Consider the following 21946-nt stretch of genomic DNA (forward strand, 5'->3'; position numbering starts at 1 on the left):
GGGGCGTCTCCTCAATTCTTCAGGTAGCCGTGCTCGGCGAGAAAACCTTCGGTGAGCCCCGAGGCCTTGGGTTCGGCGGCCTTGTCGCCCATAATCAGGCGCTCCAGGTAACGCGCCAGCAGGTCGACTTCCAGGTTCACCTGCCGCCCGGGGCGGTAGTCGGCCATGATGGTTTCGCCGAGGGTGTGCGGCACGATGGTCAGCTCGAACTCCGCGCCGTTGACCGCATTGACCGTGAGGCTGGTGCCGTCCACGGTGATCGAGCCCTTGAGCGCGATGTACTTGGCCAGCTCGCGCGGCGCACGGATGCGGAACTGCACGGCGCGGGCGTTATCTTCACGCGCCACGACCTCGCCGACGCCGTCGACGTGACCGCTGACCAGATGGCCACCAAGGCGGCTGGTAGGCGTCAGGGCCTTTTCCAGATTGACCCGACTGCCGGCCTTTAGGTCGATAAAGGCGGTGCGCGCCAGGGTTTCGCGGCTGACGTCGGCCCAGAAGCCGTTGCCCGGCAGCTCGACCGCAGTCAGGCAGACGCCGTTGACCGCGATGCTGTCGCCCAGTTTGACGTCGCCCAGATCCAGCTTGCCGGTTTCGACCAGCACGCGTACGTCGCCGCCCTTGGGCGTGAGCGCACGGATGGTGCCGATGGCTTCGATTATTCCGGTGAACATGTGGCCTCCCGAGGAAGGCGGGTAAAACGCTGCATACGACGAACTCCTGTTTTTGAAAAACAGGGCGCTACGGATCGATAGGGATGCATGACGGGCGCACGGACGGCGTCCATCGGGATATCCCGCTCTCTCTCATCCGGACTATACCGTCGGCCCCGGAATCACACCGGGTCTGCTGACCTTGCCTGGGCAAGCGCTCGCGGGCTAGGCCGTGGCCATTACCGCCGGTGGGGAATCGCACCCCGCCCTGAGAACGTTGGGCCGCTTGCGGCCCGGCAGCGTTTTTAACACAAATAGCGGCGCGGGGCAGCCCGATATCGCCAGATAGCAGCTATGAGGGTGCAAGACACAGGCTATCGGCGGACACAGCCGACACGGGTTGCCGATCAGCTGGCCGGACGCGCCACCATCTTCCAGTCGTCACCCACCGCACGGATGTCGACGATCTTCAGCTCGCGCGCCTCGCTCATGCGCTCGAGCGGAAGCTCCAGCAGCGGCCGCGCGGAGGAGCCGAGAAACTTGGCCGCCATGAACACCTGGTATTCGTCGATCAGGCCGAGGCTGGCGAACGCGCCGACCAGCCGCGGTCCGGCCTCGACCAGCACCTCGTTGGCACCACGGGCAGCCAGCTCGCGCAGCAGCGCGGCCAGGTCGACCCGCTCCTGCCCCAGCACCAGCGCCTCGTGGCCGGCGCGACGATAGGTCTCCTCGCAGCCGGCGACCGCCGTGACGACCAGCGCCGGACCAGCCTGAAAGAACGGCGCATCCAGCGGCACGCGCAGCCGACCATCGACCAGCACCCGCAGCGGCGGGCGCTGCAGCGCCAGCGCGGTGGTTTCCGCATCCAGCCCCAGCTCGGCCCCGCGCACGGTCAGCCGCGCGGCATCCATGAGCACGGTGTCTGCGCCGGTCAGTACCACGCTGGAACGGGCGCGCAAGCGCTGCACCTCGGCGCGGGCGGCCGGGCCGGTGATCCACTGGCTCTCGCCGCTGGCCATCGCGGTACGCCCGTCCAGGCTCATCGCCAGCTTGGCACGAACGAACGGCAGGCCGCTTTCCATACGTTTGATAAAGCCGCAGTTGAGCTCGCGCGCCTCGGCTTCCAGCACGCCGCTGGCGACCTCGATGCCGGCGCTGCGCAGCAGCTCCAGACCGTTCCCGGCGACCTGCGGATTGGGGTCCTGCACGGCCGCCACCACGCGTCCAACGCCAGCCCTGACCAGCGCTTCGGCACAGGGCGGCGTACGCCCGTAATGGCTGCAGGGTTCGAGGGTGACGTACGCGGTGGCGCCGCGGGCGCGCTCACCGGCCTGGCGCAGCGCATGGACTTCGGCATGCGGCTCGCCGGCACGCACATGCCAACCTTCACCGACCAGCTCGCCATCAGCGACGATGACGCAACCGACCCGCGGGTTCGGATGGGTCGAATACAGCCCCTTGCGCGCCAACTGCAGCGCGCGGGCCATCCAGGCGTGATCAGTAGTCATTCGGGCTTCGCGGGCTCGCGGGACAGCCGCTCGATCTCCTCGCGGAATTCGTTGAGGTCCTGGAAGCGGCGGTAGACCGAGGCAAAGCGGATATAGGCGACCTCGTCGAGCTTCTGCAGCTCGGCCATCACCAGCTCGCCGAGCACCCGCGACTTGATTTCGCGCTCGCCGGTGGCGCGCAGCTGATGCTTGATATGGGCGATGGCCGCTTCGAGACGCTCGACGCTGACCGGACGCTTTTCCAGCGCACGCTGCATGCCGGCGCGCAGTTTCTGCTCGTCGAACGGCTGTCGGCTGCCATCGGACTTGATCAGGCGCGGCATCACCAGCTCGGCGGTTTCGAAGGTGGTGAAACGCTCGCCACAGGCCAGACACTCGCGGCGACGGCGCACCTGATCGCCCTCGGCAACCAGGCGGGAATCGATGACCTTGGTATCGTTGGCGGCACAGAAGGGACAATGCATGGGGCTGAAATCGGTCGTACGTCGGGACGGCCATGGTAGCGCATCCGACCCGCAAGACAAGGCGACGGCTTTGCTGCTATACAACCCGCAATCGTCGTTCAGGAGGCTGTCCGTGCCGCCACGTTTTTTCGTTCTCCCTGCCTTCCTGGCCTTGCTCGCCGGCTGCAGCAGCCAACCCAGCGAGCCGCCGACCGCGCCGGTCGAGCTGAGCACGGCCCCGCATTCCAAATTGCTCAACGAACTGAGCGGCAGCCTGATCGGCGCGCCGGCGGGCAGCGACGTCGAACTCGCCTTGCTGGAAGTCGATCGCCGTGACCAGCCAGACCGCCTGCTGAGCAACGTGCAGCTCAAGGGCCGCGGCAGCGAATTGCCATTCATCCTGCAGTTCAACCCGGACACTTTTCGTCCGGGCCAGCGCGTGGAGCTGCGCGGCCGTGTCACGCGAGCGGGACAGCTGATCATGCGCCTGCCATCGCGCAGCATTGCCAGCCCCGCCAGCCAGGCGCTCGGCCCGCTACAGCTGGTCCCGGCGCCGTGACGGCACCGGCACCCTTACAGGCGGCATTGAACGATCTGCTGGGCGACGCACGCCTGGTTGCCGAGCCGCTGCCGGGCACCGATCTGCGACTCTGGCTGATCGACGCTGCCAACATGGATCGCGCCTTCAGCCCCGAGGAAACCCGGCGGATACTCGAAGAGCCGCCGTACTGGAGCTTTTGCTGGGCCAGCGGCCTGGTGCTGGCGCGCTGGCTGGCCGAACGGCCGGAATGGGTGCGTGGCAAGCGCGTGCTGGATTTCGGCGCGGGCTCGGGCGTCGCCGCCATCGCCGCCGCCAAGGCCGGCGCGGTCGAGGTGGTGGCCTGCGATCTCGATCCGCTGGCGCTCGCCGCCTGCCAGGCCAACGCCGCGCTGAACGAGGTCGAGCTACGCTATTCGCAGGACTTCTTCGGCGAGGCGGATCGCTTTGATCTGATCATCGTCGCTGACGTGCTCTATGACCGAGCTAACCTGCCGCTGCTGGATCACTTCCTCAGCCGAGGCCGGGAAGCGCTGGTGGCCGACTCACGGGTGCGCGATTTCGCTCATCCGCTGTATCGGCGCCTGGACGTGCTGGATGCCTGCACCTGGCCGGATCTGGCAGAGCCTGCGGAGTTCAGGCACGTGAGCCTCTATCACGCTGCAAGGAGCTGAAGAGTCTGAGCCAGGGTGAAAAACCGCGAAGCGTTTTCCACCAATCTGTGCCGCTGCGACCGGGGACCCGCCATGATCGACAACACCCTGCGCCTGTTCTTCGCCCTGCCCTGCCCGCCCGAGCAGGCGGCAGCCGTCTGCGCTTGGCGTGAAGACCAGGCCCTCGACGGCAGAGCCGTATCGCGGGACAACCTGCACCTGACCCTGGCCTTTCTTGGCGCACAACCGAGAGAACACCTCGACGCCCTGCTGCAGATGGCTGCAACCGTGCACGCCGAAGCTTTCAGCCTGACCCTCGACCGCCTGACCACCATCGGCAAAGGTTTCATCTGCCTGCAGCCCGCTAGCCCGCATTTCTCACAGCCCTGCGCATTGGGCCGTTTTGACGGACGCAGGTCGTCGCAGGTGGCGCAGGCTGCCGACAGCGCTGATTTCGGGCAAGCGCCTGCGAGCGCGCTTGAACAAGGCGCTTGCGGCAGGGTGGACGGGGTGTGATGTGGAGGGGGACGGTGGGTGTGCGGCTGTCAGCGCGCCGCGGCGCTCAAGACATCGAAGGCGTGATCGAACACCTCCTGCTGCGGGAAGGCCGAACTCATGGCCACTTTGACCCGGCGCACGCTCACGGTGATGACCGCGCCGATCTTGAGCAGCTTCAGGCGGATGCTACCGGCCGTGGCCTGGGCCAGTTCGGTCCCCGACAGCGCCAGCCTGCGCAGGCTTTCGAGCAGCACGTAGGCGAACGAGGACAGCCACAGCCGCAGCTGGTTGCTGCGCAGCGTCGCGGTGGAGGTGCGGTCGGCGAACAGGTCGAGCTGACACTCCTTGATGCGGTTCTCCATCTCGCCGCGCGCGCAGTAGAGATCCTCATACAGCGCCTTGTCCGGCCAGTCCCCGACCGCAAGCGTGGTCACCACGAAGCGTGGGTTGGTCTTGCCCGGCAAGGCCTCGGCCTTGGCCACCACCCGGCGCTCGGCGCTCCAGCTTTTCCTCGTGCGGTAGTGCAGTTCCTGGAACACCCGTGCCGGGACTCCCGTCGCTTCGCACTGCGCCTGGGCCTGCCGCAGGCTCGGGCCGATGGCCCGGGTCAGGCGCGCGTTGCGCGCCAGTCCGAAGACATAATCGACCGACTGTGCTTCGCACCAAGTCATCAGGTCATCCCGGCAGAACCCCGAGTCGGCGCGCAGCACGATGCGCGTGTCTGGCCAGCGGGCGCGAATCTGCTTGACGATGCGTTGCACCTCTTCCAGCGCCCCGGCGGCGCCATCGACGTTGGCCGGGCGCAACTTGGCGCACAGCAGGTGACGGCCGCAGAAGATGTACAGCGGCAGGTAACAGTAACCCCCGTAGTAGCCGTGAAAGAACCGGCCCTCCTGCTGCCCATGCAGCGGATCGTCGGTGGCATCCAGATCCAGGATGATCTCCTCTGGCGGCCTGCGGTGGGCGTCCAGAAACAGATCGACGAACAGATCCTCGATCATGCCGGCCTGCGGCCGGATCTTGTGATAGCGCGAACTGCCCTGCGCCTGGAAGCGCTCCAGCCGGTTGAGCGTGCTCTTGCCGGCCAAGGGCGCACAGCGCGCACGTCCGGACTGCAGCTTGCCGATCACCGCGCCCAGCAGCGGGTCGTGGCGCAGTTGCTCGTGATCGTTGAGATCCTCGTAGCCCAGCGCGATGCCCATCACCCGCTGCGCCACCAGCGTGCGCAGCGGAAACTCCACCGCCTCGGGCATCCGATCGTCCTGGAAACAGCCGGCCAGGCGATCGAACAACCCCACCGCTTCATCGGTTTGTTTGAGCAGCAACGCGCCGCCATCCGAACTCACCCGACCGCCATCAAATCCGGCTACCACCGCGCGCCGCCCCACCCCTGAAAACGTGTACTGCTTCGGATTACACTGTGTCTGCATCGGGCCGCTCTCCGTTGTCGCGCTAAATCGTTCTTTGCACAACAATTTTCGCGCATCCGACGGCCCGGTGCATCTCTTCCTGTGAGAAATGCGGGCTAGCACACCACTCGCGCTGCTGCAGCTGGTCGAAGCACTGAGCGAACGGCTGGCAGCGCTTGGCGTCGTGCTCGACTGCCGGCCATTCCTGCCGCACCTGACGCTGAGCCGCCAGGCCCGGAGCCGAGCGCAGCAACCGGCGCCAGACTTCACCTGGCACGTCGATCGCTTCGTGCTCTACCGTTCAGTCAATACGGCGGACGGCGTGCGCTACGACGAGCTGGGCAGCTGGCCACTTCTGCCATAACAACCCTTCAAGGCCGCCATGGCGCAGTCTCTCAACGCGGCACTTCGATCAGAAAACGGAACAGCGCACCGTGCTGTTCCACCGCCAGGCAGTTGTAACCGTTGGCCTTGGCATCTTCAGGGATGCCATGTACCGACTGCGAGCAGTCGGTCACCACTTCGAGCAACTGCCCCGGCTGCATGGTTTCCAGGGTTTCCAGCGTAGCGATGGCGTTGTACGGGCAATGCTCGCCACGCAGATCAAGCGAGAGATTCGGTTTGGCCTGGCTCACGGGCAGGGCTCCTTTTCGATTGGAAACGACGTGCATTGAGGTGCACCAGCAACATGGCGACGGCCAGGCCGGCGAAGGTCAGCAGCAAGCCACTGGCCGGGCCAAAGCTCTCCAGCAGATTGATCTTCGGATAGGGCAGTGCCAGCGAGGTGCCGAGTTCGTCCCAGTAGACCGCCACCAGAGTACCGCCGATAACGTTGCCGACGCCGACCACCCAGAAATGCACCTGCCCTTCCATGGCGCGATACATCCAGCCGGTTTCGCAGCCGCCGGCAACGACGATACCGATGCCGAACAGCACCCCACCGATGATTGCGTTCGGCCCCATCCAGAAAATCTTCGGGCTTGCCCCTAGCGCGATGGCACCGAAAGTACCGACGCAAGCCACAGCCATGCCCAGCAGGATGCCGTAGGCAGCGCGGGTTCGGCCGGTGGTCCAGAGATCGCGCGCGGCACTGGTAAAGCAGATCTGTGCGCGCTCGATCAGCCCGCCGAACAGGAGTCCGAACAGCACCGCCATGCCGAGCACCAGCGAGACATCGAAACGCCAGGCAGCGAAGGCGACCGCAAGCACCGCGACCGCCGTGCCGATCCGGGCCTGCACCGTGGCCCGCCGCCGCGTGCCTTCCGCGTCGCCGAACAGCGAGCTGGCCTGGCTGCCGACCTTCAGCGGCGTGCGCAACCAGGGCAACAAGCAGATCTTCACGCCGATCCAGGCACCACCCACGGTAGCCAACATGAAAGCCCAGGCGTGCAGCGAGAACATCGGAATGCCGGTGAAGAAAGCCGCCAGGTTGCAACCCATTGCCAGGCGCGCGCCAAATCCGGCGACTACCCCACCGATCAGCCCCTGCAACAAGCGGCGCTTGCTGGTCGGCCAGCGCAGGCTGACGTTGTTTGCCCACAACGCCGCACACAGTGCGCCAAGCAACATGCCGATGATCATCACGCCATCCACGCGATCGAGCGGCGTGCCGGACAAGCCAATCAGCTTGAAGTAAATCCACTCCTGGGGCGCATAGCCGAACCAGGAAATGATGTGTCCACCCCAGCGAGTGAATTCACCGGTGACGGCCCAGAAGGTGCCGGTGATGGCGAAGTAGTAAGCGGAGGCGACGCCCAGCCCGACAAGCGCGGGCAGAGGCGACCAGAAGCGCACGAGATAGCGCTCCCGGAAGTCGGAGAGAACAGACATGTGAAGCTCCATATGACGCGCGACTGCAAACGCCGCACCGGTCTAGGAAAAGGGTTGCGCCGCGATGCGCCGGCAAGAAGCCTGCGCCACCTGGCGGGCGCAACCATAGACCAACGGCAACCACCATGCGAGACCCTTGCTTCCCGCGGCGGGCGTCCCCACATACCATGCACGCCTTTCCTGTCATTCGTGCCCACGAGAATCCCGATGAGCCAGACGCCCTATATCTTCGATGTCACCACCGCCAGCTTCGAACAGCTGGTGCTCGAGAACTCGTTTCACAAGCCGGTACTGGTCGACTTCTGGGCCGAATGGTGCGCGCCGTGCAAGGCCCTGATGCCGCTGCTGGCGAAGATCGCCGAGGAGTATCAGGGTGAGCTGCTGCTGGCCAAGGTCAACTGCGACATCGAACAGGAGGTCGTCGCCCGTTTCGGCATCCGCAGCCTGCCGACCGTGGTGTTGTTCAAGGATGGTCAGCCGGTGGACGGTTTCGCCGGTGCGCAGCCCGAATCGGCGATTCGCGCCATGCTCGAGCCCCACGTGCAGGCTCCGGCGACGCCGCAGGGCAACCTGCTGGAAAGCGCGCAGGCCGCCTTCGCCGAAGGCCGTTTCGCCGAGGCCGAGGCGCAGCTGCAGCAGCTGCTGAGTGAAGACAACGAGAACGCTGCCGGGCTGATTCTTTATGCCCGCTGCCTGGCCGAGCGCGGAGAACTGGGCGAAGCGGAAACGGTGCTCAACGCGGTAAAAGGCGATGAGCACAAGCAGGCTCTGGCCGGCGCCCGTGCTCAGCTGACGTTTCTGCGCCAGGCCAACGACCTGCCGGAAGTCGCCACCTTGAAGAGTCGCCTGGCGCAGAATGGCGAGGACGATGAAGCGGCGTATCAGCTGGCCATCCAGCAACTGGCTCGCCAGCAATACGAGGCGGCGCTCGACGGCCTGCTCAAGCTGTTCGTGCGCAACCGCGGGTACGCCGATGGGCAGCCGCACAAGACGCTGCTACAGGTTTTCGATCTGCTGGGTAATGACCACCCGCTGGTGACGCTGTACCGCCGCAAGCTTTACCAGGCGATCTACTGATCGCGGGCAAACCTCCGGCGTGCCCATCAGGAAGGCGCGCCGACCCAGTGATAGCAAGCCGAGTCGGCGCCGTGCTCGACCTTCACCTCGTCACAGTGACGCAAGCGCACCAGCAGCCGCTTGGCCAGCAGCGCATTGCCGGCGAGCGCTTCCAGTTCGGCGAGCAATTCCGGGCCGTCCAGTTTGCCGGCGCAGCGCAGTCGCTCCCGCGCACTGTGCCACAGGGCATCGCCAGGTGCCGTCGCAGGCGCCGGGACGCCACCCGCCGCAGCCTCATCGGTGCCGACGCTACGGGTCAGGTTCATCCAGTCCTGGGCGTCCAGCTCGATTTCCAGATCGACCGGCCAATCTCCTATGCGTCCGCGGATTCGAATCATGCTGTCCCTCCAGAGCTATGCGTTCATCCTCACATGAAGGCAGCGGACTGGCCAGCCGCACGGCAAAGTTGTTATAACGTAACGAACCCCTTTCGATGGAGCCGACCATGCGCCACCTACTCTTTGCCGTGCCTATGCTTCTGCTGCCACTGAGCTACAGCCAAGCACATGAAGACGATCATCACCATGAACACGAAGGCGCCACCAGCCTGGGTGCGCATGAGCATGGCGCGGCGCGCCTGAATGCGGCACTGGATGGCAATCAGCTGGACCTGGAGCTGATCAGCCCGGCGATGAACCTGCTCGGTTTCGAGCGCGCTGCTGCCAGCGCAGCAGATGAGGCGAAGATCGCCAGCGTCCGCTCGCAACTGGAACGACCTCTGGCCCTGTTCGGCCTCCCGGCGGCGGCAGGTTGCAGCGTCAGTGAGCAGCAGTTTGCCGGCGAACTGCTCGGCTCGGCCCATGCGGGCTATCAGCGCGGCGATGATCACGAACACAAGCAGGAGGATAAGCACGACCACGACGACCACGAAGCCGGTGGCCACAGCGACATCGAAGCGCACTACCAACTCGACTGCAGCAACCCAGAGGCGCTGCGCGCACTGGATCTCACACGGCTGTTCGAAAGCTTTCCCGGCACGGAAAAGATTCAGGTACAACTGATCGGCCCGAGCGGCCAGCAGGGCACGGAACTGACGCCGGCCCGCGCGCAGTTGCCCTTCTGAACCAGCACTGGACCCCGATGAACGCTCCACTCCTCGCAATCGACAACCTCGGCTTCGCCTGGCCCCGCCAGGCCGAGCTGCTGGACATTCCCACGTTTCGCCTCGAACGCGGCGAAAGCCTGTTTCTCAAGGGCCCGTCGGGCAGCGGCAAGACCACCCTGCTCGGCCTGATCGGCGGTGTGCAGAAGGCCGGCCGCGGCAGTATCCGCCTGCTCGACCGCGACCTCGGCAGTCTGTCGGCCGGTGCCCGTGACCGTTTCCGCGTCGATCACACCGGCTACATCTTCCAGCAGTTCAACCTGCTGCCTTTTCTTTCGGTACGCGAGAACGTCGGCCTGCCCTGCCATTTTTCGCCGCTGCGTGCCGAACGTGCGCGCAAGCGCCACGGCAGTACGGATGCCGCGGCGGCGAACCTGCTGGAGCATCTGGGACTGCCCCCGGAGCTCTTCGAGCGTCGTGCCGATGCGCTCTCCATCGGCCAGCAGCAACGCGTCGCTGCTGCCCGCGCACTGATCGGCCAGCCGGAGCTGGTCATCGCCGACGAGCCGACCTCGGCGCTGGATGCGGATAGCCGCGAAGTCTTTCTGCAGCTGCTGTTCTCCGAGTGCCGCGCAGCCGGCGCGAGCCTGCTGTTCGTCAGCCATGACCAGAGCCTGGCGCCACTGTTCGACCGCAGCTTGTCGCTGGCCGAGCTCAATCGCGCGACGCGCGCAGTGGAGTGCTGAGCGATGTATCTCCTGCGCCTGGCCCTGGCGAGCCTGAACAATCGGCGCTTCACCGCCCTGCTGACCGTGTTCGCCATCGCCCTCTCGGTGTGCCTGCTGCTCGCCGTCGAACGGGTGCGCAACGAAACCCGCGCCAGCTTCGCCAGCACCATCAGCGGCACCGATTTGGTGGTCGGTGCGCGCTCCGGCTCGGTCAATCTGTTGCTGTACTCGGTGTTCCGCATCGGCAATGCGACCAACAACATCCGTTGGGACAGCTACCAGCGCTTCGCCGAACACCCGCGGGTCGCTTGGGCGATTCCGATTTCCCTGGGCGACTCCCATCGTGGCTATCGCGTAATGGGCACCAACACGGCCTATTTCGAGCATTACCGCTACGGTCGCAAACAGCCGCTGCAACTGGCCGAAGGCCGCGCCTTCGAAAGCGATCCTTTCGAGGTCGTGCTTGGCGCGGAAGTGGCCAGTGCCCTGGGCTACAAAGTCGACGACAGCATCGTCCTCGCCCATGGCGTAGCGCGTGTCAGCCTTGTACAGCACGATGACAAACCGTTCCGCGTGGTCGGCGTGCTGCAGCGCACCGGCACGCCGGTCGACCGTACCCTGCACATCAGCCTGGCCGGCATGGAAGCGCTGCATGTCGACTGGCAGAACGGCATGCCGGCCCGCGGTGCCGGGCGTATCGACGCCGAGCAAGCGCGGGCACTCGATCTACAGCCGCAGCAGATCACTGCGGTCCTGCTCGGTTTGAACAGCAAGGTCGCCACCTTCACCCTGCAACGGGAAATCAACCAGTACCGCAGCGAGCCGCTGCTGGCGATCCTGCCCGGCGTCGCCCTGCAGGAGCTCTGGAGCCTGATGGGCACGGCCGAGAAAGCGCTGTTCGTGGTCTCGCTGTTCGTCGTCCTGACCGGCCTGATCGGCATGCTCACGGCGATCCTCACGAGCCTCAACGAGCGACGCCGGGAGATGGCGATCCTGCGCTCGGTGGGTGCTCGCCCCTGGCATATCGCCGCGCTGTTGATCATCGAGGCGTTCGGCCTGGCCCTCGCGGGCACGCTGCTGGGGCTGGCCCTGCTGTATATCGGCATCGCAATCGCGCAGTCGCCGCTGCAGAGCCTCTACGGCCTTTATCTGCCGCTGGCCTGGCCGAGCGCCTATGAGTGGGGACTGCTCGGCGCTATCCTGCTGGCGGCACTGCTGATGGGCAGCGTGCCGGCCTGGCGGGCCTATCGCCAATCGCTGGCCGATGGCCTGTCGATTCGACTGTGAGGAACCCGATGTCGCGCCTGCTGCTTGCTCTGCTACTGGCCTGTGCGGTCTCTGCGCATGCCGATGACGTCCGCGATCTACAGTGGTCGGAGCTGATTCCCGAGGGCGCGCCGCCGCCACCGCCGCCAATGGCCATGCATGACATGTCGCAGCTGGCCGATGCGCTGGCTGCCGAAACCGGGCCGGCTGCCGCACAACAGTCGCCGGCCGCGCCAGTGGTCGAAGCGCTCGATGGGCAGATGGTGAAGTTGCCGGGGTATATCGTGCCGCTGGACATGACCGAGGAAGGGCGCGTCATCGAATTCCTGCTGGTGCCCTACTTCGGCGCCTGCATTCACGTGCCCCCGCCGCCATCCAACCAGATCGTGCATGCCACCAGCGAGCTGGGCGTGCGGGTGGAAGCGCTATATGAACCGTTCTGGATCGAGGGGCCGCTGAGGGTGGAGCACGCCAGCAGCGAGCTGGCGGAGGCCGGTTATCGCATGCAGGCACAGAAGATCTATCCCTACGAATTGCAGTAATCGCCATCCGGCAACGCGGTGGCGATTACGCTTCTGCCAGCGGTCAGTGCGCGCTGGCGATCTGCTTCTCACGCTCGAAACTGAGCTCACCTTCCGCCCACTCGCGCCATTCGCGCACGCGACGACGTTCGGCGCCGGCCCGCTCGGCCTGCTTCAGCGCGTCAAGCCCGGCCTGCCAACGAGCCTGTTCCAGCTCGAGCTGCGCCACATTCATCCAGAACTTCGCGCTGCCGGTCTGAGTCGCCAGCTGGCGATAGATCTTCGCGGCCTCGGTGCGCTCGCGGGCCTGCCACCAGAGCATGCCCATGCGCTCCTGGCGACTGGCATTGCTCGGCAGCAAGCGTGACGCCAGCATACCTTCGAGCAGTTTGGCGCCTTGCCATGGCTGCCCAGCGGCACTAGCGAGAGCGACCAGATTGTCCAGCTCCGCCTCACTGAAGCGCAAGCCCTTCGCGTGCGCAGTGCGCAGCGTCGCCAGCGCGCGATCTTCAGCGCCGGCCATCTGCTGCAGGCCGGCCAGCTGCCGCCAGGCCTTGACCTGATCGGAGTGGCGCAGCATCAGCTTTTGTTGCCAGCGTTCGGCAGCCTGATAGCGCTTGAGCTCGGCGTTGCCGGCAACCAGGAACTGCAGCCAGGTATCACCCGCCTTCGGGTTCGCCTGCACATAACGCTCGGCCAGCGGCAGCGCTTTGGCATGCTGACCGAGGCCCTGGTAAGCCTGCACCAGCATCTGCAGCACTTCTTCGTTGCCCTGATTAGCCGATCCCAGCAGGCTGACCACCTTGGCGTAGCGACCCTCGACCAGGTTCAGCCGCGCGAGGTTCATCCGCTCGCCGGCCAGCAGCTCTTCGTCCAGCTTGCCGCTGGCCACTGCCTTGTCCAGCCATTCCAGCGCCTGGCGATTATTGCCTTCGGCCCACGCCAGATAGCCGCGACTGCGCCAGAGCAACGCCTCTTCACCGCTACCAGCCTTGGCGCTGACGCCCTCCAGCGCCTTGCGCGCAGCGGCATAGTCGCCCTTGCTCTGCGCGGTCTGCGCTCGCTCGAGCGCCATGAACACCGCGGGGTCGATGGCCTGGGCGGCCTGGGCCGAAGCGGAGAGAAAAAGCGACAGCACGAGCAGCAAACGAAGCATCTCAGCGTTCTCCTTGCAGGCGGAAGTGCAGGGTTTTCACGGCTTCACGGGATACCGGCGCACCATTTTCGGTACGCGGCGCGAAACGCCAGCGGGCCGCCGCGCGCCGGGCTTCGCGGTCGAACACGTTACGAGGCGAGGCTTCCAGCACGCGGATGTTCTCCACCCGCCCCTGCGGGTTGATGGTGAACGCCAGTTTGATATGCCCTTCGATGCCCTGTTGCCGCGCACGGTAGGGATACTCCGGACGTACATCATTGAGCGGCATCACTTCCTGCTCCGGGCCGCCGGGCTTGCCCGCCGCTTCGACTGCCGCACTGGCCGGCGCTGGCGCCGCGGCCGGGGCACTCTGTGCCGCCGTCAGGCCGGACAGACTGGGCGCCGGAGCGGTGGCGACCGATACGCCTGCGTCGATGTTCGGCAGGTCGAGGTCGAGCTTGGGCAGATTGGCGTCTGGGGTCGCCATGTTCGGCGTCGGTGGCGTCGGCGGTTGTGGCGTCTTCGGCTGCGGTGGCTGTGGCGCCTGCTGACGTGAACGCGTGGCGGTGTCCTCGTTGCGCCCATCCATGCGCACGAAATTGGCAATCGCCAATGGATCTTCCTCAATCTTGCTGCGCGGGGGATTGACCATGCTCAGCATCAGGGCGAACAGCAGCAACGCCACCACACAGGCGGCGATGAAGGCCAGACTGAAACGGACCAGCCGCGGTTGCATCAGCGCGACCCCGTGCTGGCGGCCAGCGCAACGTCTTGCACGCCGGCCTGACGCGCCTGGTCCATGACCTGCACCACGAGGCCGGTGCGCGCATCCTGGTCAGCCTGGACGACCACAGCGCCCTCCGGCTGATCCACGCGCAGACGCTCGACATAAGCCCGCACACTGCGTACGTCGACCACCTGCTTGTCGATCCAGACCTGGCCATCGGCCGTGACGGCGATGAGAATATTGCCCTTGTCCTGGGTGCTGGCGGTGTCCGCCTGCGGGCGCTGGACTTCGACACCGGATTCCTTGATGAAGGAGCTGGTGACGATGAAGAAGATCAGCATGATGAAGACCACATCGAGCATCGGCGTGAGATCGATGCCGGTATCTTCTTCCTGCTGGTAATGATGACGGCGCATACGCATCCCGCTAATCCTCAGTCGTGACGCAGCTGGTCAGCCAGCCGGTCGAGAGACTGGCGCGCGATTCGCTCTAGGCGCGCCAGACTGAACAATCCTGTGATGGCCAGCACCATGCCGGCCATGGTCGGCAGGGTCGCCTGCCAGACACCCGCGGCCATGCCGCGTGGGTTGCCGGAGCCACTGAGCGCCAGCACGTCGAAAACCGCGATCATGCCGCTGACCGTACCGAGCAAGCCAAGCAGCGGATACATCGCCACCAGGGTCTTGCTCAGCCGTAGCGGTCCAGACAACTGCTGCTGAGCCTGCGCCAGCCAGGCCGAACGCACCGCACGCTGCCAGCTACCAGGCTCATCGGCCATCTGCGCCCAGGCCTGGCGGCGTGACTCGACCCAGTGCGGGAAGACCCGCCGCATGAACCACAGGCGTTCGAAAACCAACGTCCAATACAGCACGCACAGGCCGGCCAGCGCCCACATCACCACGCCGCCGGCAGCCATGAAATCGAGCAGCGCGTGACCGCTGTCGATCAGACCCAGCCAGTGAGCGCGCAGATCAGTCACGGCGTGGCGCCCCCGACAGGTGCAGCGCGATGAGGCCGGCGCTCTGCTGCTCCAGCAACTGGATCAGCGCCTTGCTACGGCTGGCCAGCAGGCTGTGCAGGAACAGCAGCGGAATCGCTACCACCAGGCCCAGCACCGTGGTTACCAGCGCCTGGGAGATACCGTCGGCCATCAGCCGCGAGTCGCCGCCACCGCTCTGGGTTATGGCCTGGAAAGTGATGATCATGCCGGTCACGGTACCCAGCAGGCCGAGCAGCGGAGCAACGGCCGCCAGCAGCTTGAGCAGCGGCTGACCGCGCTCCAATGGCGGGGTTTCCTGGAGGATCGCCTCGTCCAGCTTGAGCTCGAGGGTCTCCAGATCCGACAACTGTGGCTTCGGCCCCAGCACGCCTATGATGCGGCCGAGCGGATTGTCGTCGCGCGGCTGGTTCAGCTCGCGCATCTGGCCGCCCACCTTGCGCCCGACGCCACCCAGATACACCATGCGCCAGATCGCCAGCAGCAGGCCGACGGCACCGAGCACCAGAATGACGCCACCGACCAGACCGCCTTGCTTGACGCGATCCCACAGGTCCGGCTGGCGTTGCAGCTGGGCGATCAGCGTGCCGCGACTCGGATCCACCGGCAATGTAGCCAGCGCATCGGAGCTGCTCAGATAGTCTTCGATCAAATCCTGACCGGACGGCTGGCGTGTCGGTACCAGCAGCTCGCCGGCATCGGCGTCGTAGCGCAGGAAGGCCTCGTCGGTGAATGCGGAGAAGCTGCCGACCCGCAGTACCGGCTGCTCGCTGCGCGCGCCATCGGTGCCCACCACCGGCAGCTGTACGCGCTCGACGCGGCCGCTGGCCGCCAGGTCTTCCAGCAGGGTCATCCAGAACGCATCGAGGTCATCGGCCGACGGCAGCGCGCGGCTTTCCGCCAGGCTGCGCAGCTGGGTCAGGCGCTCGGGGTACTGGGCGTTGAGCAGACTGTCCTGCCACTGGCCAACGATGTCACCTGCACTCTGGCGCACGACGCCGAACAGCTCACCCAGATGGCCAACACGCTGCGCCAGGAGTTTTTCCTGCTCGGCCAGCTCGGCCTCCTGGCGATCAAAGTCGGCCTTCAGGCGTTCGGCCTCGGCCTTCTGCTCGGCCAGTGCGGCACGGGCCCGGGAAAGCAATTGCTGCTGCTCGCCACGATCACGAACGAAGGCCTGCTCGCGGGCCTGCATGGCGCTGACCTCGGCGGCACGGTCGCTGCGAATGCGCTCGAGCAGCTGGTCGGGACTGAGCGGTTCTGCCGAATGAGCCGTGAGGGGCAACAGCGCGACAAGAAGGAGGGAAAACAGACGGCTCATTGCGCGGCCTCCTCGGCCAGGGTCTTCACGGGCAATTGCAGGTAGGCCGGAGCCTGTTGCTGGCGGGCGATGGCGATGGCCTGCGTAAGCGGTCGGCGGGCGCTGCCGTCGAGCACTTCCCAGGCGCGAGTCTGCGGATTCCACCAGCCGCTCTCGTGAGCATCGAGAGTCTGGTAATAGAGCATCACTCGACCGAGCCGCAGGAATTCGACGCTGCGTGACTCCGCGTCGCCCGGCAGCTCGCCACGCCAGGCTTCCAGCGTGCGGCCGTAGTCGCTTTCGATCTGATAGGCCTCGAGGATGCGCCGGTACTTTTCCGCCAGGCTGACGTCGGCGCGTGGCAGTAGGTCCTGCAGGCCGGCCAGACGGTCGGCACGCTCATCGGGGAGGAACGGCAGATCGGCCGCGATGAATTCCCCCAGCACATCGACCATACGGCTCATCTGCGGCGTAACGGCTTCCTGGGTGCGCTCGATGCTGTCCAGCTGGCGCTGAAAGCCCAAAAGTTCCTTGCTCTGCGCCGCGGTCAGCTCCTGCAACTGCTTGTTGTAGGCCTTCAGCGCTTCGGTCTGCTGCAAAGCACTGCGGTACTCGTTGAGCATCTCGCGAGTGGCGTCGTCGAGCTGGTCGATCCGCGCCTGCGAGGCCTTCGCCTCGGCGGACAAACGCTCGCTCTCATCCAGCGCGGCGTCCAGCGGTGCCGCGGACAGCGACCCGGCATAAAGCTGAAGACAGCACGGCAGCACGGCAACCGCCAGCAGGCGGGGAAAGAAGGAAAGCATTGAAGGGTCCTTGCAGACGGTCGTTAACTCAAAAGAGAAACATTATCATCTGTGAGTTGATGCAAAGCAACCCGGGCGTTTCGTCGCAGTCGAGGCGGCGTTTTTCATTGAGCTGGATCAAAAAGCCCCAGCGCTCAGTCCCTACCATGGCGCTCAATCGCATTCCAACAAACGGAGCATCATCATGCGCAAGACCCTGTTCACCGCTTCCGCGCTGGCCCTGGCGCTGGCCGCCCCCTTCGCCCAGGCTTTCGAAGCCGGGGACATCATCGTTCGCGCTGGTGCTATTACCGTTGATCCACACGAAGATAGCAGTGACATCAACCATGCCGTTCTCGGCGACGTCGCTGGCTCCAAAGCTACGCTGGACAGCAATACTCAGCTGGGCCTGAACTTCGCCTACATGGTCACTGATAAGGTGGGTATTGAACTGTTGGCCGCAACTCCTTTCAGTCACGACGTTGGCGTGAAGGGAATGCCAGGACCATATGCAGGCCTGAACGGCAAGCTGGGCAGCCTCAAGCACCTGCCGCCGACCCTCAGCGTTATCTACTACCCGCTGAACAAGACCTCAGCGTTCCAGCCTTATGTCGGTGCCGGCATCAACTACACTTGGTTCTTCGACACCGAACTGAGCAGCAGCGCCGAAGACAAAGGTTTTAGCGGACTGGACATGAAGGACTCTTGGGGCCTGGCCGCTCAAGTTGGCATGGACTATATGCTGACCGACAACATCATGCTGAACGCTCAGCTTCGCTATATCGACATCGACACGACCGGCACCACTTACTTGGCTGGCGACAAAGTCAAAGTCGACGTAGACGTAGACCCCTTCGTCTACATGGTCGGTCTTGGCTACAAGTTCTGACGTAACCGGCCCAGCCGGATCGCAGACAGACAAAAGGCGCCTAGGGCGCCTTTTGTGTTTTCAGAGTTTGCAACCTACAAACCCAACAGCTTCGCCAAACCTTCCCGCATGCCGGTCGGCGGTTCCGGCAGACGATAGCGCTGCACAAGCCGGGCATTATTCGCCCGCGAATGACGAATATCCCCCGGCCGCGCGGCCTGATAGCTCACCTTGGGAAGCCCGCCCAACACGTCACCGATGGCCGCCAGCAGCTGATTCAGCGAAGTGGCCTGATTCAGCCCAACATTGACCGCGCCCTCCACCGCCTCGGGCGACTCCAGCGCCTGCACCAACACCTCGACCAGATCGGCAACGTAGAGAAAATCGCGCGTCTGCTCGCCATCGCCGAACACCGCAATCGGCAAACCCTTCTGCGCCCGCTCGGTGAAGATGCTGATCACACCGGAATACGGTGACGATGGATCCTGCCGCGGCCCGAAGATATTGAAGAAGCGGAACACCACCGGCTCCAGACCATGCTGGCGCCGATAGAAATCCAGGTAGTGCTCGCTGGCCAGCTTGTCCGCGGCATAGGGTGTCAGGGGCGCCTTCGGCGTGTCCTCATCGATAGCATGGCCTTCGCCGTTGTTGCCATAGACCGCTGCGCTCGAGGCAAACAGCACACGCTTCACACCCGACTCGCGCATCGCCTCACACAGATTGAGCGTGCCAATCAGGTTGCTCTGGTGCGTACCGAATGGATCATCCACCGACGCCTGCACCGACGCCACCGCGGCCAGATGCACCACCGCCCGACATCCCTGCACCGCACGACGCACGCAATCGGCATCGGCGACATCGCCGACGATCAGCTCGACGCGTGTATCTTGCGGCAGGTTTTCGCGCTTGCCGGTCGAGAGATTGTCCAGCACACGAACGGCATAGCCGCGCGCCAGCAACGCATCGACCAGGTTCGATCCGATGAACCCGGCACCACCGGTGACCAGAATCGGGGCATCAGCCATGACGGTAATAGCGCTCCAAGAGGCTCGGCAACCCGGTGCGCCAGGCGCGAGGCTTGATGCCGAAAGTGGTGAAAATCTTCTTGCAGGCGAGTACGCCGTGCTGCGCTTCGGCTGCGGCATCCGAACAGGCGGCATGCGCCACGGCCGTCAGATTCGCCGTTGTGACGTCGCGATACTTGCCGGCCTCGCCGAGCAACGCCTGGGCGACCAGCAACGGGGTGGAAGCCTCATGTCCGCCGTAGTGATAGGTACCCCACAGCGGAGCCTGGCAGTCGAGCTGCTTCAATACCGCAAGGATCACACGCGCGGCATCGTCGACAGGTGTCGGATTGCCGCGCCGGTCATCCGCTAGCAGTATCGCCTCGCTCTGCTCGAGTCGTTGCAGCACGCGCCCTAGAACACCGTCCCGACTGTCATCGAGCAACCAGCCAAAACGCAGCAGGACATGTCGCGGGCATAGCGAACGCACACTCTGCTCGATGCGCCAGAGCGCCCTGCCTCGTGCATCCAGCGGCGCCACTTCGTCCTTTTCGCTATAGGCCGTGGTTCGGGCACCGTCGAATACCCGGTAGCTCGATGGCTGCAACAGGACGAAATCATGGTGCTGACAGAGTTCGGCGAGCCGCTCGACCGCACGCTCCTGTGCGGCGAGCGCCGGCTCGTTGGGCTGTCCGCTCTGAAACCAGTCGTAATAGTAGGCAAGGTTGACCACGACATCCGGACGGTTGTCGTCGAGCAACTGGGTAAGACTGGCGGCGTCCCAGCCCTGAGCGGGCGGTCGCGGCGCGAGGAAGCCGATGTCTTCCTCGGCGCCGAGGCGGATGAGCGCCTGGCCCAGGGCATTGCCGCCGCCCAACAGCATCAGGCGCATTCGCATTCAGATAACTCTAAAACGGGATGTCGTCGTCGAAGCTGTCGTAGTCCGGTGCCGGCTGTTGCCGCGCAGCGGGCTGCTGCGGCTGGGCCTGCGGACGCGGCGCCTGCTGCGGCTCACGCTGCTGCGGGCGAGCCTGACGCGGCGCATCGTCGGAACTGCCGCCACGGCCACCGAGCAGCTGCATGGTGCCGTTCATGTCGACGACGATTTCGGTTGTGTAGCGCTTGACGCCGTCCTTCTCCCACTCGCGGGTCTGCAGGCGTCCCTCGATGTAGCATTGCGAACCCTTGCGCAGGTATTCGCCGGCGATCTCGGCAACCTTGCCGAACAACACCACGCGATGCCACTCGGTACGCTCCTGAAGCTGACCGGTCTGCTTGTCCTTCCAGCTATCGGTGGTTGCCAGCGTGATGTTGGTCACCGCATTGCCATTGGGCATGTAGCGGGTTTCCGGGTCGCCGCCGACATTGCCGATCAAGATGACTTTATTCACCCCTCTGGCCATGGGTAACTCCTCATTGGAACATTGAATTGGATGGATTCACCGATGGCGGTTGTACCGCCAGCAAAGCCGATGACCGCGAATCTTACCTCAGCCACCCCTGACGGCCAACCGACGCACTTTCATGTTGCGCGGCACTATACAGCCGCGAACAGGCGTCTCAGGCAACCAGGCGATCAAGAGCTTCACGATCCAGTTGCTGCGTATCGACCTTGATATAGGCCGCCGCCTCGTCGGCAACGATGAGCACGTCGCTAACTCCGGCGACTTGTAGCAGATCACGCCCAAGTCCTGCGTTGGCCAGCGCTCTGGCCGAAAGCGGCAAGCGCAGGCTCGTTACATAAGGAGGTTCGCGCATGCTGAAGGCCACCACGAACCACAACGCGCACAGTGCAGCGCAACCGGCGAACACCAGCGCCAGGCCACCCTGCTGATAGAGCATGCCGCCCAGCACGCCACCGAGACCGGCACCGAGAAATTGACTGGTGGAGTAGACGCCCATCGCGGTGCCCTTGCCGCCGGCCGGCGCGACTTTGCTGATCAACGAAGGCAGCGACGCTTCCAGCAGATTGAACGCGATGAAGAAGCCCACCATGCCGACGACCAGCATCCACAAGCCATTTCCGAACCACCAGAAGAACAGCTCGCAGAGCAGCAACGCGGAGACCGCTCCCAACAGCACGCGGCGCATCTGGCGCTTCTTCTCGCCATAAATAATGAAGGGAATCATGCCGAAGAAGCCGACCAGCAGTGCCGTAAGGTAGACCCACCAATGCTCCTCCTTGGGCAATGCGCCCTGCTCGACCAATGCCAGCGGCAGCGCGACGAAACTGGCCATCAGGATCGCGTGCAGCGCCAGGATGCTGAAATCCAGACGCAGCAGATCAGGATGGCGCAGCGTCAGGCCGAGTGCCTGCTTGGCGACGCCCGATTCGCGATGGCGCACATGCGCATGGGCCTTGGGCAGCAACGCGACGATGACTCCGCCAAGCAACGCCATGCCGGCGGTTACCCAGAACAGTCCGGAGAGACCGAAGGCACGGGTCAGCAACGGCCCGACGATCATCGCGACAGCGAAGGAAAAACCGATGCTCACGCCGATCAGCGCCATCGCCTTGGTCCGGTGCTGTTCGCGGGTCAGGTCCGAGAGCAGCGCCATCACTGCAGCGGAAATCGCCCCCGCCCCTTGCAGGATGCGCCCGGCGATGACGCCCCAGATGCTGTCGGACATCGCCGCGAGCACCGCTCCAGCGGCGAAGATCAGCAGGCCGAAATAGATGATAGGCAAGCGACCAATACGATCGGAAAGAATACCGAAGGGAATTTGCAGCAGCGCCTGGGTCAAACCATAGGCACCTATCGCAAGACCTATCAGGGTCGGCGTAGCGCCTTCCAGGTCCATGCCGTAGGTTGCCAGCACGGGCAAAACCATGAACATGCCGAGCATGCGAAAAGCGAAAACCAGGGCCAGCCCGGAAGCTGCGCGTTTTTCGCTGGCGCTCATGCGCTCGCTGTAGGGGTCCTGCAT

The 21946-nt window shown here is 64.8% G+C and carries 26 protein-coding genes, 1 pseudogene and 1 riboswitch; of the genes and pseudogenes, 10 read left to right on the top strand and 17 right to left on the bottom strand.

The features are described from left to right. Positions 1-11 precede the first annotated feature (11 nt). The 3 genes from LW136_RS18500 to nrdR all read right to left on the bottom strand — a co-directional run bounded on the left by LW136_RS18500 (position 12) and on the right by nrdR (position 2625). Positions 12-674 (bottom strand): riboflavin synthase, encoded by a 663-nt coding sequence (locus tag LW136_RS18500; RefSeq protein ID WP_234173519.1) that lies wholly within the window; start codon positions 672-674, stop codon positions 12-14. Between the two features lie 120 nt (positions 675-794). Continuing rightward, a riboswitch (FMN riboswitch) is annotated at positions 795-933 on the bottom strand. 127 nt (positions 934-1060) lie between these two features. Next, on the bottom strand, positions 1061-2161 hold the full coding sequence (gene ribD / locus LW136_RS18505) for a bifunctional diaminohydroxyphosphoribosylaminopyrimidine deaminase/5-amino-6-(5-phosphoribosylamino)uracil reductase RibD (protein WP_228207541.1): 1101 nt from the start codon (positions 2159-2161) through the stop codon (positions 1061-1063). After that, positions 2158-2625, bottom strand: coding sequence for a transcriptional regulator NrdR (gene nrdR / locus LW136_RS18510; protein WP_003281766.1), 468 nt, complete (start codon positions 2623-2625; stop codon positions 2158-2160). The genes ribD and nrdR overlap by 4 nt, the downstream gene beginning before the upstream one ends. 112 nt (positions 2626-2737) lie before the next feature. Here nrdR and LW136_RS18515 point away from each other — a divergent pair, with 112 nt between their 5' ends. The 3 genes from LW136_RS18515 to LW136_RS18525 all read left to right on the top strand — a co-directional run bounded on the left by LW136_RS18515 (position 2738) and on the right by LW136_RS18525 (position 4311). After that, positions 2738-3163, top strand: a complete 426-nt coding sequence (locus tag LW136_RS18515) for a YbaY family lipoprotein (RefSeq protein ID WP_041014982.1) — start codon at positions 2738-2740, stop codon at positions 3161-3163. After that, positions 3160-3816 (top strand): class I SAM-dependent methyltransferase, encoded by a 657-nt coding sequence (locus LW136_RS18520; protein WP_041014983.1) that lies wholly within the window; start codon positions 3160-3162, stop codon positions 3814-3816. The genes LW136_RS18515 and LW136_RS18520 overlap by 4 nt, the downstream gene beginning before the upstream one ends. Positions 3817-3888: 72 nt before the next feature. Continuing rightward, positions 3889-4311, top strand: a complete 423-nt coding sequence (locus LW136_RS18525) for a 2'-5' RNA ligase family protein (protein WP_234173522.1) — start codon at positions 3889-3891, stop codon at positions 4309-4311. A gap of 29 nt (positions 4312-4340) precedes the next feature. Here the strand turns inward: LW136_RS18525 and LW136_RS18530 are convergent, their stop codons facing one another. Further along, positions 4341-5723 (bottom strand): IS1380 family transposase, encoded by a 1383-nt coding sequence (locus LW136_RS18530; RefSeq protein WP_034018616.1) that lies wholly within the window; start codon positions 5721-5723, stop codon positions 4341-4343. Between the two features lie 94 nt (positions 5724-5817). Here LW136_RS18530 and LW136_RS18535 point away from each other — a divergent pair. After that, positions 5818-6066: pseudogene (locus LW136_RS18535) on the top strand (2'-5' RNA ligase family protein); the annotation flags it as partial. Between the two features lie 31 nt (positions 6067-6097). Here the strand turns inward: LW136_RS18535 and yedF are convergent. Both yedF and yedE read right to left on the bottom strand, forming a co-directional pair. Then, entirely contained in the window at positions 6098-6337 is a 240-nt protein-coding gene (gene yedF / locus LW136_RS18540) for a sulfurtransferase-like selenium metabolism protein YedF (RefSeq protein ID WP_014821574.1), read from the bottom strand. Continuing rightward, positions 6306-7532 carry a selenium metabolism membrane protein YedE/FdhT gene (gene yedE / locus LW136_RS18545; RefSeq protein ID WP_234173533.1) on the bottom strand — a complete coding sequence of 409 codons (1227 nt, stop codon included), beginning with the start codon at positions 7530-7532 and terminating at the stop codon, positions 6306-6308. Before yedE ends, yedF begins: the two co-directional genes overlap by 32 nt. Positions 7533-7739: 207 nt before the next feature. On the opposite strand from yedE, the gene trxA reads away from it, so the two are divergent. Continuing rightward, a complete protein-coding gene (trxA, locus tag LW136_RS18550; RefSeq protein WP_023444684.1) occupies positions 7740-8609 on the top strand; it encodes a thioredoxin in 870 nt (289 codons plus the stop codon). 26 nt (positions 8610-8635) lie between these two features. On the opposite strand, the gene LW136_RS18555 is transcribed toward trxA, so the two are convergent. Beyond that, positions 8636-8986: a hypothetical protein gene (locus LW136_RS18555; RefSeq protein WP_041014985.1), complete on the bottom strand. Its 351-nt coding sequence runs from the start codon at positions 8984-8986 to the stop codon at positions 8636-8638. Positions 8987-9081: 95 nt separating this feature from the next. Here LW136_RS18555 and LW136_RS18560 point away from each other — a divergent pair, with 95 nt between their 5' ends. The 4 genes from LW136_RS18560 to LW136_RS18575 are packed head-to-tail and all read left to right on the top strand — an operon-like array spanning position 9082 to position 12226. Then, a complete protein-coding gene (locus LW136_RS18560) occupies positions 9082-9711 on the top strand; it encodes a DUF2796 domain-containing protein (RefSeq protein WP_234173535.1) in 630 nt (209 codons plus the stop codon). 17 nt (positions 9712-9728) lie between these two features. Further along, on the top strand, positions 9729-10436 hold the full coding sequence (locus LW136_RS18565) for an ABC transporter ATP-binding protein (RefSeq protein ID WP_102832125.1): 708 nt from the start codon (positions 9729-9731) through the stop codon (positions 10434-10436). Positions 10437-10439: 3 nt separating this feature from the next. Then, positions 10440-11705 carry an ABC transporter permease gene (locus LW136_RS18570; protein WP_234173537.1) on the top strand — a complete coding sequence of 422 codons (1266 nt, stop codon included), beginning with the start codon at positions 10440-10442 and terminating at the stop codon, positions 11703-11705. 8 nt (positions 11706-11713) lie between these two features. Further along, complete coding sequence (locus LW136_RS18575) at positions 11714-12226, top strand: DUF3299 domain-containing protein (RefSeq protein WP_228207545.1); 513 nt, start codon at positions 11714-11716, stop codon at positions 12224-12226. A gap of 43 nt (positions 12227-12269) precedes the next feature. Here LW136_RS18575 and LW136_RS18580 read toward each other — a convergent pair whose 3' ends face one another. From LW136_RS18580 to LW136_RS18605, 6 genes are read right to left on the bottom strand one after another with little or no spacing between them, the layout of a single operon-like run. Beyond that, positions 12270-13361, bottom strand: coding sequence for a tetratricopeptide repeat protein (locus LW136_RS18580; protein ID WP_234173538.1), 1092 nt, complete (start codon positions 13359-13361; stop codon positions 12270-12272). A 1-nt stretch (position 13362) separates the two neighbouring features. Continuing rightward, entirely contained in the window at positions 13363-14076 is a 714-nt protein-coding gene (locus LW136_RS18585) for an energy transducer TonB (RefSeq protein ID WP_014821583.1), read from the bottom strand. Beyond that, positions 14076-14489, bottom strand: coding sequence for an ExbD/TolR family protein (locus tag LW136_RS18590; RefSeq protein WP_234173540.1), 414 nt, complete (start codon positions 14487-14489; stop codon positions 14076-14078). Before LW136_RS18590 ends, LW136_RS18585 begins: the two co-directional genes overlap by 1 nt. Positions 14490-14500: 11 nt before the next feature. Further along, the gene (locus LW136_RS18595; RefSeq protein WP_014821584.1) at positions 14501-15046 is read right to left on the bottom strand and encodes a MotA/TolQ/ExbB proton channel family protein; all 546 of its coding nucleotides are present in this window, start codon (positions 15044-15046) and stop codon (positions 14501-14503) included. After that, positions 15039-16385, bottom strand: a complete 1347-nt coding sequence (locus LW136_RS18600) for a MotA/TolQ/ExbB proton channel family protein (protein WP_023444692.1) — start codon at positions 16383-16385, stop codon at positions 15039-15041. The genes LW136_RS18595 and LW136_RS18600 overlap by 8 nt, the downstream gene beginning before the upstream one ends. Further along, positions 16382-17167 carry a DUF3450 domain-containing protein gene (locus LW136_RS18605; RefSeq protein ID WP_234173543.1) on the bottom strand — a complete coding sequence of 262 codons (786 nt, stop codon included), beginning with the start codon at positions 17165-17167 and terminating at the stop codon, positions 16382-16384. Before LW136_RS18605 ends, LW136_RS18600 begins: the two co-directional genes overlap by 4 nt. Before the next feature lie 184 nt (positions 17168-17351). Between LW136_RS18605 and LW136_RS18610 the strand changes: the two genes are divergently transcribed. Beyond that, entirely contained in the window at positions 17352-18035 is a 684-nt protein-coding gene (locus tag LW136_RS18610; RefSeq protein WP_101274547.1) for an OmpW/AlkL family protein, read from the top strand. Positions 18036-18109: 74 nt separating this feature from the next. Here LW136_RS18610 and LW136_RS18615 read toward each other — a convergent pair whose 3' ends face one another. From LW136_RS18615 to LW136_RS18630, 4 genes are all read right to left on the bottom strand, one after another. Then, positions 18110-19039, bottom strand: a complete 930-nt coding sequence (locus tag LW136_RS18615) for an NAD-dependent epimerase/dehydratase family protein (protein WP_014821588.1) — start codon at positions 19037-19039, stop codon at positions 18110-18112. Beyond that, on the bottom strand, positions 19032-19916 hold the full coding sequence (locus tag LW136_RS18620) for a sugar nucleotide-binding protein (RefSeq protein ID WP_023445622.1): 885 nt from the start codon (positions 19914-19916) through the stop codon (positions 19032-19034). The genes LW136_RS18615 and LW136_RS18620 overlap by 8 nt, the downstream gene beginning before the upstream one ends. A gap of 10 nt (positions 19917-19926) precedes the next feature. Further along, positions 19927-20421 carry a single-stranded DNA-binding protein gene (locus LW136_RS18625; RefSeq protein ID WP_023445625.1) on the bottom strand — a complete coding sequence of 165 codons (495 nt, stop codon included), beginning with the start codon at positions 20419-20421 and terminating at the stop codon, positions 19927-19929. Between the two features lie 157 nt (positions 20422-20578). Next, positions 20579-21946 carry an MFS transporter gene (locus LW136_RS18630; RefSeq protein ID WP_125898016.1) on the bottom strand — a complete coding sequence of 456 codons (1368 nt, stop codon included), beginning with the start codon at positions 21944-21946 and terminating at the stop codon, positions 20579-20581.

This window comes from Stutzerimonas kunmingensis, from assembly GCF_021432085.1.
GTDB lineage: Bacteria > Pseudomonadota > Gammaproteobacteria > Pseudomonadales > Pseudomonadaceae > Stutzerimonas.